The following is a 14,855-nucleotide window of genomic DNA, read 5'->3' as shown; positions in this document are numbered from 1 at the left end:
GTTTACAAAACGGCTTCTCTATTTTTTTGATTGACGATCTTTTGGATCAGCTGGGCATTTTGGGCTGCACATTCTTTGTTTTTGAACATGTCAGCATGCTGACCATAGCCTTGATAATAGCGATAAGCACCGGTCGTCGCATCTTCCCAATGATCCATCCAGTCTGGAATATCAATTTGCTCTTCTGATTGGATGAAATCAATATCTGCTTGTATCTTTCCTTGATTCACCCCCTTAACAAATGTTTCATAATAGGCCCGCGTTTTTTGAGCAAGCGCTTCTTGAACGAGCTCTTCTTGGGCAAGTTCACTTTGCTTTGATTGATGGACAATCGCTGCGATATCGTCATCAATGGATCGTCCTTCTAAATCACTTTCACCAATTTTCTTATAGGAATCGATCATGATGACCTTTTCCACCGTCCGTCCTACTTGTTCAAGCGATTGAACGAGCTCAAAGGCCAGATAGCACCCGCCAGAGTAGCCCATCAAAGTCAGCGGTCCTTCAGGCTGAAGGTGCTGAATATGCTGAACGTATTGCGTCATGCGTTGATCAGCTTCAATAAAGTCAAAGGCGATCAAACGAACGCTATCAAGCGTTTTGGCAGCTTCCTGATAGATAAAGCCGTAGCCCGGTAATGGCGGAAGAGCAAAGACTGTTGGCGTTTGAGATTCATTGAATACAAGATAGCCGGCAGCTTCATGATCCTGCTGTTGAATATAACGGCTGATGGCTTCAATTGTCGGCGTCTCAAACAGCAAGTGAATAGGCACCTGAACATCGAATTCCTTCGACACCTTTGATAAAAGTGACATCGCTTTTAAAGAATGTCCGCCAAGCTCAAAGAAATGGTCATCTGTACTGATATCATTTCGTTCAAGCACTTCACGCCACATGACAAGCAGCTTTTGTTCTATCTCATTGGCCGGAAGCTTCACATGGCGGTTTCCTTGAGGCGTCTCCGGCTTTGGCAGCTGACGTTTATCAATCTTACCGTTTGGTGTCAGCGGCATTTTCTCAAGTCTGATCAGCTCATGAGGCTGCATGTAAGCCGGAAGTTTCTCCTTCAGCCCTGACTTGATCACATCAACTTTGTCTTTCCATTCCTCCTCACACGTCATATAGGCGAGCAGTCTTGTATGCTGCGAGCCATGCTGATCCGTCATAAGGGCAGCTTGCTTTACGCCTGGATGCATGAGAAGGTGGGCTTCAATTTCTGTCAGCTCAATTCGGTGGCCGCGAATTTTCACCTGATCGTCCACTCTGCCTGCATACTCAATCAGACCATCTGCTCGAAAATAAGCCAAATCTCCCGTACGATACAGCCTTTCTCCCGCAGCAAATGGATGTGTGATAAAGGCTTCTTTTGTCAGATCAGGACGATTCAAATACCCCTTCGCAAGCCCTTTGCCGCTGAGACAAAGTTCTCCAACCATTCCAATCGGCTGAAGCTGTCCTTGCTGGCTCAATATATAAGCACCCGTTTGGTTAATCGGCTTTCCGATTGGAATAGAATGCGCTTCAATCGGCGGAGCTTCATCTACAGGATAATAGGTGGCGAAAACCGTTGATTCAGTTGGGCCGTAGACATTGATTAGTCTGCCTTTCCCCATGACACCAAAGGCTTTTCTCACATGCTGTACAGATGCACGCTCACCTCCGAACAGCACCTTGCGCACACTGCGCATCCAATCGGTTTCTTCATCAATAAGAAGATTAAATAAAGCAGTTGGAACAAACATGACAGAAATGCTTTCTCTTTTAATCAGCTCCGTCAGCTCATGCATATCTAAAATGGTGTCTTTTTTCGGCAGGACAAGCTTTGCTCCGTTTAAAAGTGCACCGTATACATCAAAGGTAAAGCCATCAAATACGCTGTTGGATAGCGACAGTAGTGTATCTGTTTCTGAAATGGTTAAGTAGTTCGTATTTTTGACCACCCGGGCAATATTGGAATGGGTTGTCATGATGCCTTTTGGCTGACCCGTTGTGCCTGATGTATACATGATATATGCCGTATCGTGTAAACCTGCTTCCAGCGGCAGATTCTCTGAGCTCATTAGTGAAATCTCCTGATCATCTGCAAACAGATACGTGCCAGCAAACCCAAGTCCCTTCGCCTGACCAATAAAGGATGAGTGAGTCAGAAGATGCGTCGCTCCGCTGTCTTTAAGCATGTATTGAATGCGGCTTTCTGGATAGTCGGGATCAATTGGCACATAGGCTGCGCCTGCTTTTAAGACAGCAAGCAGACTGACAATGAGTTCAGGCGTTCGATCGGCTAAAATGGCGATGACCGTTTGATGTTCGGCCCCATTTTTTTGCAAATGCCTTGCCAATCGGTTGGCTTGTTCATTCAGTTCAGCATATGTCATCGTTTGCTCTTCTGCTGATAGCGCCACTGCATTTGGCTGTTTGCGGACATTATGCTCAAACCATTTCGATAAATACAGCTGGTCATGCTCAAGCTCAGGTGCATTCCATTCCTCAAGAATCAGCTGTTTTTCCTGTTTTGTGACGAATGGGAGTGTATGAACCGATTGATCAGGATGCTTGACCGCCTCATGTATCAATAGGCTGAGCTGTTCCTTTAACTTATGAACAAATTGAGGATCAAACGCTCTTTGGTTAAAGGCCAGCTTCAATAGTAATTCTTCTCCAGGCGATGCGAGCAGATTGAGATCATAGTTTGATTTTTCATAGACATTCATGTCCTCCACCGTGAACCCTAACCGTGCTTCTTGCTCGTCCTTCTTTGCAGCTGGAACATTTTCAAACACAACAATATGATCAATGAGCTGCTGCTGACCTGTCTTTGCCTGAATATCATAAATCGGAATATATTGGTGCGGCTCGGCTGCAAGAGACTGCTGCTGTGTTTCTGAAAGGAGTGTACGAAATGTCATGTGATCTGTCAGCTGAATTCTTCTTGGGATGACATTAATGAACAATCCAACCATCCTGTCAACGCCAGCCAAGTCTGCCGGACGTCCTGACACAACTGTTCCAAACAGCACATCATTTGACCGCTGATACCTGCTCAGCAGAATCGACCAAACGGATTGAAGCGCACTGCTTAACGTTGCATTTTGCTGCAGCGCTAACTCTGATAAAGCGGCCGTTTCTTCTTTGCTCATGGACCACTTAATTTCGCCTAATTCATGTTCATTCGTTTGTTTCCGCTGCTCTTTAAAGGTCGATTGTCCATCAAACCCTGCTAATGATTGCTGCCAATATTGAAGTGATGCTTGCTTATCTTGTTTTTCCAGCCACTTTATATATTCTTTATATGGTTTGACCGGCTCTAACTTGTAAGGGACGTCATGTAAAAGTGCATGATAAATCGCAAATAACTCCTGCACCACAAGTCCAAAGCACCAGCCATCCAGAAGGATATGATGATAGCTCCATATCCAGCGATAGCTGGCAGGGCCCGTTTGGAAAACAGACGCCCGCATGAGAGAATCCTTCGAGAGGTCAAATCCTCTCAGCTGATCCTGTTGTTTGAATTTCTCTATACGTTCAAGCTGTTCGTCTTCAGAAAGATCTTGCAAGTCCACAACATCAAGTGTAAAAGGACGTTCTTTTAGTACAACTTGGACAGGGCGCTTTACTTTTTCGTGGAGAAACACGGTACGAAAAATATCGTACCGCTCCACGATGATATTCATGCTTTTCTCAAGTAAGTCATAACGCAGTGTGCCCTTAACGTTCATATCCATTTGCTCTACATAAAAGCCCTTTTCCTGATGATGGAGGGTATGAAACAGCATTCCTTCTTGCATCGGTGACAGATAATACATGTCTTGAACTTGATCCCTTTTAAATTGACTCATCTATTTCATCCTCCCTTCCTTTTTTATGATTCATCTCGTGTTGTTAAGTCAATTTCTCCTCAAGCATGTCAAAAATGTCGTCCATTTCATCCATTTCAAGGTCAGCCGCAGAGAAGTCACTTGGCGTAAATTCCCGTTCTTGCTGCGCTAAGCAATGGGTGATGATGGATTGAATTTTCCCCTTCAACAATGCCATGAACTGCTGTATCGTCTGTTCTTCATATTCACTTGCACAATAGGAACAAGACAAAATGAATCGATTTTGTTGAACAAGACCACTAAGGTTCAGCTTATAAACAGCTTCCGAATCAGGGCTTGCTTGTCGTCCCATATCATAAGTCGACGGCCCAAAGAGTTCTGTCGTCACTTCCTGATCAATCTGTCCAAGATAGTTCAAACTGATTTCAGGCTGTACGTGCTGTCCTGACGGTTCAGCGGCTGTCATGTATTTTAAGATTCCGTATCCAATTCCTTTATTTGGCACACGCCGCAGCATTTCTTTCGTTCCTTTAATAGCATCAGCTATGGTCTGATCCGGCTTCGCTTCAAGTACAACTGGATACATACTCGTAAACCAGCCAATCGTGCGAGAGACATCCAGCCCTGATAAAATATCCTCTCTACCATGACCTTCAAGCTGCACATGTACATGGGACTCACCTGTCCACTCTTGAACAGCAAGACCGAGAGCACATAAAAGAATATCGTTCATTTCCGTTGTGTACGGCAGATGAATATCGGTCAAAAGATGCTCAGTTTCTGTTTCTGTCAGCTGCATTTGAACTGATTTGGTTTCGGCAACTTTTCTTTTTGTCACTTCATGATCAACAGGTAATGTGGTTAATGGTTTGCTTTCAATCTCTACCCAATACTCCTGCTGATTTTTTAATGGCTGTGACTGTGCATAACGTTCAATGGCCTCTGCCCATTCTTTAAAGGAATGAGTTTTCAGCGGCAGGACAAGCATTTGTCCCTGAGCTGCCTGCTGATATAGAGACATAAAGTCCTCTAGTAAAATTCGGCATGAGACACCGTCAATGACTAAATGATGTGTCACGATGAGTAAATGATCGCCATCTTTTGCATGGAAACAAATCACTTTCATTAACGGACCTGTTTCGAGGTTCAGCTGATGCTGATACTCATTGGCATATGTGGAAATAGCCTTTTTCACGTCGTGCTCTTTTGAGACATCTTGAGAAATAATCTCCAGCGGTTCCGTGAGCTCCCGCTGGTTGTATTGCAGGATGCCGCCATGTTCTTGCTTGTATACCATACGCAGTGCATCATGATGTGAAAGCAGTTTTTGCATGACTTGTTTTGTAATGGAAAGGTCAAATCCATTTGGTGCATGAAGCATCATCGAGAGATTCCAATGGTGCTGATCGCTGAATGCTCGTTCAAAGAACCAGCGTTGAATCGGTGTTAAAATGACTTCTCCTTCGACAGGTGATTGGTCAGCTGTCATTTGATCGGCTTCTTCGATATATGGGCGCAGCTCTGCAATCGTTGGGTACTGGAATAGAAGTTTCATATCGAGCTTCCAGCCTGCTTGCGTGAGTCGGCTTGCCATTTGGATACCTTTAATCGAATCTCCGCCAAGGAAGAAGAAGTGATCGTTGATGCCGACTTGGCTGACGCCAAGGACATCTTCCCAAATGCCGCAAAGCAGTGTTTCCACTTCATNCCTTTAATCGAATCTCCGCCAAGGAAGAAGAAGTGATCGTTGATGCCGACTTGGCTGACGCCAAGGACATCTTCCCAAATGCCGCAAAGCAGTGTTTCCACTTCATCTCTTGGGGCTTCGTATACCGTTTGGTTCGCTTCCATATCAGGAGCTGGCAATGCTTTCAGATCGACTTTTCCATTGGCCGTCATTGGAAATTGGTCTAGTTTTACGATCCATGCTGGTACCATATATTCAGGCAACGTGCATTTCAGGCTTTCTTTTAAGTCCTCTGTATCTGTATCGTTCTCCGTAATCACGTAAGCGGCAAGAGCGTCCTGATCATCCGCACCTTTGACCGTGGTCACAACAGCTTCTTTGACCGAATCCAGCGTCAGGAGCTGCGAGATCGGAAGAGCGNTTTCAGGCTTTCTTTTAAGTCCTCTGTATCTGTATCGTTCTCCGTAATCACGTAAGCGGCAAGAGCGTCCTGATCATCCGCACCTTTGACCGTGGTCACGACAGCTTCTTTGACCGAATCCAGCGTCAGGAGCTGGGCTTCAATTTCTGACAGCTCAATACGGAAGCCGCGGATGTTGACCTGATGATCTATTCTGCCGAGATAAATTAGATCATCATCGTCTGTCCATTTCACTAAATCCCCTGTACGGTACATGCGCTCGCCTGGATAAAATGGATCTGGGACAAATCGTTTATCGGTTTCCTCTGGAAGATTCCAGTAGCCCCTCGCCAGTCCTTTTCCTGCAATGACGAGCTCGCCCGGTACGCCTGGCGGCGACAGGTCATATAACGAACCCATGATGTAAAAACGTGTATTGGCAATGGCTGTTCCTATCGGAATCGTGCCTTGTTCTGGATCGATGACTCCACTTGTCGCTACGACTGTATTTTCAGTTGGACCGTAGTTATTCACTAGTTTGTATGGAACTGGCTTTACCTGTTTCAGCTTATCTCCGCCTGTTAGTAAATAACGCAGAGAATGGTTGTCCATTGACATAAACTGCTCGCATAACTGCGTTGGCAGGAAGGCAATGGTGATGTCTTCTTTATTGAAATACGTATTGAGTTTGATCATATCGAGACGAATCGCTTCGTCGATGATATGCAGCTCTGCGCCGGCAATCCACGTCGGGAACATCTCCCAAATGGAGGCATCGAAGCCAAAGCCGGCATATTTCGCAGTTCGATCGTCTTTCGTCACTTGGAAGGCTTCATTGTGCCAGAATGCAAGATTCACAAGGGACTGGTGCTCGACCATGACACCCTTCGGCTGTCCTGTCGTCCCGGACGTGTAAATCATATAAGCGAGATCTGTTGGCTTCACATGCATCTGAATCTCGTGAGCTTCTCCTTCTACGGCATCTTCTATGAACAGGACATGACCTGTAAAGGAAGGTGGTGCAGTAAGCTCTTTTTGCATTAGAAGTACCTCTGCCCCGCAGTCTTCCAGCATGTATGCAATACGCTGCGCTGGATAGTCTGCATCAATTGGGACGAATGCCGCACCTGCCTTGAGAACGCCAAGAACAGCTGCCGTCATATCAAGGGACGGACGGGTGAGAATGCCGACGCGGTCTCCTGGTTTTGTGCCGTTTGCGATGAGTCTTGAAGCGACTACATTCGCCCGGCTGTTCAACTCTTTATACGTCCAGCTCGTTCCGCAGAAGGTTGCCGCTTTTTGGTGAGGTGCTTCTTGTGCCTTAGCCTCAATCAAGGCATGAACGGTTTTATCTAACGGGACGTCTAGGGCAGGTCCTGACCATTCATTGATCAGCTCTCGTTTTTCCTCTTCAGTTATGAGAGATAGCGCTGAAATTGGCTGATTCAGCTTAGCCAGCATATCATCTATGATTTTTTCAATATATCGGCTCCAGCGCTGAATGGTGCTCTTTTTAAACAGGGCCGCTGCATACTCAAAGCGCAAGCCCACTTGGTCATTTTCTTCAAATACACCGAGCGTTATATCAAATTTTGCATGAACGGTATCTTGCTGCTTTTGCGACAGCTTGAGTCCATTCAAATCCGGTAACATCAGGTCACGGTCATCTGTTGTCAGCATGACACTAAACAATGGATTGCGGCTCGTGTCTTTCGGAAGATCTAACTGAGCCACCAATTCCTCAAACGGGTATTCTTGATGTTCATAGGCTGATAGGCTGCGATCTTTCATTTTTTCAAGCAGCTGCGCTGTCGTTTCTTCTGGCTGCACTTCGTTTCGAAGAGCCAGTGTATTGACAAACATGCCTGGAACCCGTTCGATCGAAGCATGCGTACGTCCTGCGGTCACAGCGCCTATGACGATATCTGTCTGCCCAGTTAACTTGGAAAGGAAAATGGCAAATGCCGTTTGCATCACCATGTTCAAGCTCACACCTTTTTCCGCCATAAGCGTTTTGATGGACTGCACCTTTTCAGCAGACAACCATCTATCGACTCGTCCTCCTTCAAATGACTGAACTTGAGGACGCGGAAAATCAAGGGGCAGTGCTAAGTCTTCCGGCGGCTGTGCATATTGCTCCAGCCAATACTGCCGCTGTTTCTCAAGCAGTGACTGCTGCTTTTCTTCCTGCTGCCATACCGCAAAATCCTTGTAATGCAGCTGAACTGGCGGTAACGTCTTTTTCTCATACAGCTCTGCGAGTTCTTGAATGAGCAGGCTGCGTGTGACACCATCTGCAATGATATGGTGCATATCCATCATGAATACATATTTCTCATCAGAAAGCTTCGCCACTTTTGCCCTCATTAATGGTGCTTGATGTAATGAGAATGGTGTAATGAATGACTCGATGACAGACTGCTCCTGATCGCCCTCTATTTCATCAACCTCTAATGTAAAAGGCACTTGGCGATAGACTTTTTGAACGGGCACGCCGTCAATTTCGACAAAGGCTGTCCGAAGGGATTCATGTCTGTCGATCAAGGCTTGAAGCGCTGCTTCCAGCTGCTTCACATCAAGGCTGCCTTCCATCATTAAAACGGCTGGCATATGATAAGTGACTGCTTCTGGATGCAGCTGCTGCAGTACATACATACGCTTTTGAGCAGAAGAGACGGGATAGAAATCTTGCTTTTCCGCTGGCTGAATGGATGTCACCACCGAAGAATCCGTTTCTTCCAAGTAGGCTGCCATTGCCCGTATGGTTGGTTTTTCAAAAAGGACTTTGAGCGGCACATGCTTGTTCAGCTTCGCCTGCACCTTCGAAATGAGCACCATGCCCTTGAGGGAATGACCTCCTAATTCAAAGAAGTGGTCATGAACACCTATTTGTTCCACCCCAAGAACTTCTGACCAAATGTCACACAGCACCCGCTCAAGTTCCGTTTCTGGTGCCACATGCGCCGTACGGTTCATATGTACCTCATGCGGAAGCGGCAGAGACTTCGCATCCACCTTTCCGTTTTGGGTGAGTGGAATGTGATCGACTTTCACAAAGTACGTTGGAATCATATAGTCCGGCAGTGTCTCCGCAAGATTTTCTCTAAACGTCAGTGTTCCAATGTGTTCAGGCGCTGTGTAATAGAGTGCAAGCTCCGGCAACCCGGACAGGTGCAGGACTTTTACATAGACTTCTTGAATAGATGCCAGAGCACGTGCGGCATGCTCAATTTCCTGTTTCTCAATGCGATAGCCGCGGATTTTCACTTGATCGTCGACTCGTCCAAGAAACTCAATATCTCCATTTACATGCTGTCTGACCAAATCCCCTGTGCGATACATTCTCTCTTGAGGATCATATGGATTTTCAAGAAAACGTTCTGCTGTTAATTCAGGCTGATTCAAATATCCTCTCGACACGCCTTCTCCAGATATATAAAGCTCTCCCGGCGCGCCATAAGGAACAAGCCGCTGCTGCTGATTGCATACGAGCGCTCTTGTGTGAGCAATTGGCTGTCCGATCAAAGATCGTTCCTTCAAAGCGTCCAGCTCTTGCGGTGTGATCAGCTTGGTCACTGTACCAATGGTTGTCTCAGTCGGACCGTAATGGTTCATTACTGCCACGCATGGATGCTGCATCATAAATGTTTCAACATCCTCAGGGATCACCGGTTCTCCTCCAAGTACCACCAGGCGTAAAGCATTAAATGAATGTTCCTTAGAATCTGCCATCATATGAAATAAGGATGGTGTCATTTTGATATAAGTCAGCTCTTGTTCATCAATCAACCGCATCAGACGTACAGGGTCTGTATACACGTCTTCATGAGGAACATAGAGTGTCCCCCCTGCTTTTAAAACAGGGAAAATGCTTGTGTAACCAAGATCATATGCATAAGAAGAAAGCAGTGCCGTCCGATCACATTCCTGCAATGTCACCTCATTTATCAGCCAGCTGACATAGTGTGATAGATTACGATGCGTGAGCTGTACACCCTTCGGCTTCCCCGTTGTCCCAGATGTGTAAATGACATAAGCAAGCTGATCAACCGATACTTCCGGTAATTCTAGTGGATGGCTTTGATGCACTGCTTGTTCAACCTGCACCACTTGAATCGACTTATGATTTTGATAGGAATCTGCTAGAGACTCATTTGTCACGATGACTTGTGCACCTGAATCCTCTAATGTGTAGCGGATTCGTTCAGCCGGAAAGGCCGGATCCATCGGGACAAACGCTCCTCCTGCTTTCATCACACCAAGCATGGAGACGATGACATAGACAGAGCGATCAAGGATCAGTGCCACAGTTTGTTCCTTCTCGACGCCTCGTTTTTTAAGCTCACAGCTAAGTGCATATGACATATCCTCAAGCTCGCGATAGGTGAGTTTTCTTTGATCATCCATGACGGCGATAGCATCCGGTGTTTCCTTCGCCTGACGTGAAAATTGGACATGGAATGGCTCATGACGATTCGTTTGTCCTTCGGCTTTTTTCTCCAGACGCTCTATTTGTTCATGCGGATCCAGTATATGGAGCAAGCCGATCTGTTCCTCTGGATGACGAACCGCCTCCCGAATAATCGCCAGAAGATGAGTTCCGAACCTGCGGACGGTCTCTTCTTTAAATAATGCCGCTGCATAGTCAAAGCTCAGCTTTAATGCTCCCTCGCGTTCAAATGCTTCTAAAGATAGATCAAATTTGACCGAGTGATGCTGAATGGCATAAGGCGAAATGTGCAGATCGCCGAGCTTTAGCGCCGGTACCTCCATGTTCTGCATGTTAAATGACACGCTAAAAAGCGGGCTCCGAGTTGTATCACGGTCTAATGGAAGATGTGCAATTAACTCTTCGAGCGGATAGCTTTGATGTGCAAAAGCATCAACACTTGTTTCTTTTATTTCTTCAAGCAGCTGTAAAAATGTTTTGGTTTGTTCTGGTTTTCCGCGCATCGCAATGGTGTTGATAAACATCCCCGGCATGTCTTGGATATCAGGGTGTGTCCGTCCAGCAACAGGGGAACCCACAATGATATCTTCCTGCCCGCTATAGGAGGCAAGCAGCACCTGAAAGGCGGATAACAAGAACATATACATGGTCGTATCGGTTTTCTGAAGCAGTTCCTGAATTCGCTGAGTCGTTGCTTGATCACAGCCAAACATGAATCGTTCTCCAGTAAAATCACGTTCTGCTGGACGCGGATAATCAGTTGGCAGCTCTAAAATCGGTAAATCTCCTTCAAATTGCTTCAGCCAATACGCTTCATGCTCCTTCTGTTTCTCCGTTTCTTCTTCACTTAGCTGCCAGACAGCGTAATCTTTATAATGAAGGGCTCGTTCAGCAAGAGCTTCTCCACCGTAAGCCTTCGCCAAATCTTGAATGAATGTCTTCATGGAGCTGCCATCTGTAATGAGATGATGTGCTTCCAAGACGAGAAGGTGACGGTTCTCACTGACTTTCAGCAGCTGAGCTCGCAAAAGGGGTGCTGCTGTTAAATCAAATGGCGATTGACGTTCATTAAGAAATGCCTCCGCCTCTTCTTCCTTGATGTCATGAACAGGAAGGTCAAATTCAGTCCATTCATGCACCCTTTGGACAATGTCTTCCCCGTTCATATGAAAGCTCGTTCTTAAGATTTCATGTGTTTGGATTAACTGATTAAATGCTGATTTGAGCCGCTGATATTCGAGTGTACCTTCAAGCGTTAAGACGATCGGAATATGATAATTCGTGCTGTCAGGTTCAAGTGTCTGCAAAATGTATAAACGTCGCTGAGCTGGTGATACCGGATATTCGTCCGCCTGCTCTGCTGGCAAAATAGGATGTCCGGCTTCTTCTTGACCATCCTGATCGATGTAAGCCGCTAATGAACGAATCGTCGGCTTCTCGAAAATCACTTGAATCGGCACTTCCTTTTGAAGCACTTCTTGAACCTTCGCAGACATCATCATCGCTTTGAGCGAGTGCCCGCCAGCCATAAAGAAATGCTCGTCTACCCCAACCGTTTTCCCAAGAAGCTCCTCCCAAATGTCAGCGAGTGCCTTTTCTGTCTCGGTCTCAGGCAGAATGATTTTGATTTCCTTGCGATGCACTTCGTCAGGCTTAGGTAAAGCTTTTCGATCTACCTTCCCGTTCGATGTCAGTGCAAAGGTATCCAGCTTCATCATATGGTGCGGCACCATATAAGCTGGCAGTTTTTGATTGAATACATCTCGTACCTCTTCTTCTGTCAGTGACCCTGTGAAGTAAGCGATGATTTCCTTTTCATCTGAAGAAAGCTGCTGAACAAGTACAACTGCTTCATCTATGCCCACTTCTTGGTGAAGCACTGATTCAATTTCACCAAGCTCAATACGGAAACCACGAATTTTCACCTGATCATCGGCCCGGCCGAGGAATTCAATCTGACCATCTGCACCATATCTAGCCAAGTCCCCCGTTCGATACATCCGTCCTGACGGCTTAAAAGGATCTGCCATGAATACTTGATCAGTCAAATCTGGACGTTTGATGTACCCTCTTGAAACACCATCTCCGCCCACATACAGCTCTCCTGGGGCTCCAATTGGCTGAAGTCTTTGATAGTCATCTAAAATATAAGCTGACGTATGATTGATCGGCTGACCAATTGGGATCGGGCCCATTTCATCTCCTCTTACTTCGTAAATGGTCGAGATGGTTGTATTTTCAGTTGGGCCATAGACATTCAGCAAGGTAATTGATGGATGATGCTTTTTCACAAGCTCCGCACTTTTCACATTGATCACATCACCGCCGGTGAATAATGTTTTTAACCCTTTGAACATTTGCGGCCGCTGCTGAGCGAGCTGATTAAATAAACCAGTCGTTAAAAAGAGCGCTGTGATCTGATGTGTTTGGATAAATTGTTCAAATCGGTGAATATCCAATAAAGTATCACGGTCAACAGGATAAAGCGTCGCCCCATTCAGAAGCGTAGTGAAGATTTCAAGGGTAATCGCATCAAAGCTGACAGCTCCTGTATGCGCCATACGATCCGACGTGTTCAACCCTATTTTTTCCTGAGAGCATGCTAACCTCACAATATGCTGATGCTCAATTTGAACTCCTTTTGGCCGTCCAGTTGATCCCGAAGTGAACATGATATATGCCAATTGAGATGGAGACGTCTCGACTGATAACTCCGCTTGTGAGTGATGAGACATGCCGGTCACATGAACAGCTTTGATGCTTTCATCAACTGGCGGCTGGCTGTCAGCATAGAGCAAAACGGATACGCCGCTGTCTTCAAGCATCCAACGGATTCTCTCCTCAGGCTGAGCTGGATCAATCGGTACATAAGCAGCCCCTGCATGTAAAATGGCTAAAATAGAGATCACCGCATCTGCTGATCGGTTCATATATACCGCGACAGCATCCCCCCGCTGAACGCCGTTTTCTACAAGACTGCTCGCTAAACGACGGATTTCTTGTCCAAGCTCTTCGTATGTGAATGTTCGCTCGCCTTCGACTAATGCCGGATGGTCAGGCTGCGCCTTGATACGTTCATCGAGCAGCTCAGGAATGGACAGATGCTTCGGATAATCTCGCTCCGTCTGGTTCCACGCTTCAATCAGCTGCTTTTCTTCTTCTGTAATACATGTCACTTCATGAAGACGCACATCAGGATTGTGAATGATTTGCTTCATGAGATTGGTCAGATGTTTTGATATGTTTTCAATGACCTTTTCTTCAAAAGCCATCGCATTGTATTTGAATTTCAATGTCCACGTTTCACCAGGATAGACAAGTACATTGAGATCGAAATTCGTTTGTTCAAATCCGTCCTTTACATCAATGGCAAAACCGAGACGTGCAGACATGGTGTCACCAGACAGCTCCTGATCTAAAGGATAGTTTTCAAACCCAACCAAATGATCAAAGAGCTTTCCTCCAGCAGCCGTTTTCTGCTGAATGTCATAAAGCGGCATAAAATCATAGTTTTCCGCTTCCAATGCATGCTGCTGAACCTTTTGAAACAGCTGTTTAAAGGTCTGCTCCTGATCTAATGTCACCCGAACAGGTATCGTATTGATAAACAGCCCTGCCATCCGCTCAATCCCAGACACACTTGGAGGTCTGCCTGATACGACTGTTCCGAATGTGACATCATCTGCTGCATGATAGGTGCCTAAAAGAACGGACCAGACAGCCTGAAAAAGGTTCGGTGCTGTCACTTGGCATTGTCTTGCCGCTTCTTGAATGGCTTGTACGGTTTGAGCGTCCCATGTAAACGTCCATTCCTGATGGTCATATTGTCCGTTCGCTTCTTTTTGCTGCAGCAGCCCTTGGTGCTGAACAGCACCATCCAGCCGCTCCGTCCAATAGTCTTCCGCTTCTTGTTTGTTTTGCTTTCCAAGCCACTGGATATAGTCCGCATAAGGCTTACCTTGTGAGCGATCCGGCGTTCGACCGTTCCGATAAGATTCATAGTAATGAAACAGTTTTTTCATTAAAACACCCATGGACCAACCATCCATAATAATGTGATGGTTGCTCCAAATCAGGTGCCAGTTTGTTTCATTTAATTGAAAAACAGCGACTTTCAACAACAGATCATTCGTTAAGTGAAATCCTTGCTTTCTCACTTGCTTTTTATATTGATCCAATACCTTTTTCTGCTCTTGATGATTCAGATGAGATAGATCTTCTCTATACACATCTATATGACGTTCAGCCAGTACAACCTGACGAGGCTTTTGTAATTGCTGATAGACAAAGGCTGTACGCAGAATGTCATATGTCCGTACGAGTTCATTGAGACTCTTTTCAAAAAGATCGAGATCAAAATCTCCGCTTATTCCAAGCTCAAGCTGTGTGAAATAAGAGGAGGAATTAGGGTCTAGCATGGCATGATACAGCATGCCCTCTTGCATTGGTGTTAAAGGATATACCTTTTGAATTTTCTGCTTGCTCATAAGTCCACCTCTTCAT

At 45.8% G+C, this 14,855-nt stretch carries 2 protein-coding genes and 2 pseudogenes; all 4 read right to left on the bottom strand.

The window, feature by feature from the left end; genetic code table 11:
• Positions 1 to 2 precede the first annotated feature (2 nt).
• Positions 3 to 3,836: a non-ribosomal peptide synthetase gene (locus tag ASE42_RS00675; RefSeq protein ID WP_056765097.1), complete on the bottom strand. Its 3,834-nt coding sequence runs from the start codon at positions 3,834 to 3,836 to the stop codon at positions 3 to 5.
• A gap of 43 nt (positions 3,837 to 3,879) precedes the next feature.
• Positions 3,880 to 5,522 (bottom strand): annotated as a pseudogene (locus ASE42_RS00670) (condensation domain-containing protein); the annotation flags it as partial.
• Between the two features lies 1 nt (position 5,523).
• Positions 5,524 to 5,922, bottom strand: a pseudogene (locus ASE42_RS19135) (AMP-binding enzyme); the annotation flags it as partial.
• A gap of 1 nt (position 5,923) precedes the next feature.
• Positions 5,924 to 14,839: non-ribosomal peptide synthetase (locus tag ASE42_RS00660; RefSeq protein ID WP_056766799.1), on the bottom strand; the 8,916-nt coding region annotated here is incomplete at its 3' end.
• Positions 14,840 to 14,855: the final 16 nt, after the last annotated feature.

Origin of the sequence: Bacillus sp. Root920 (assembly GCF_001429445.1) — a bacterium.
Taxonomy (GTDB): Bacteria; Bacillota; Bacilli; order Bacillales; family Bacillaceae; genus Bacillus; species Bacillus safensis.
The sequence above is the reverse complement of the archived record's forward strand: the minus strand, read 5'-3'. Positions and strand labels throughout refer to the sequence as shown.

Excerpts from the sequence above, each read along its gene's own strand:
- ASE42_RS00675 (WP_056765097.1), bottom strand. The coding sequence starts at position 3,836 with ATGAGTCAATTTAAAAGGGATCAAGTTCAAGACATGTATTATCTGTCA.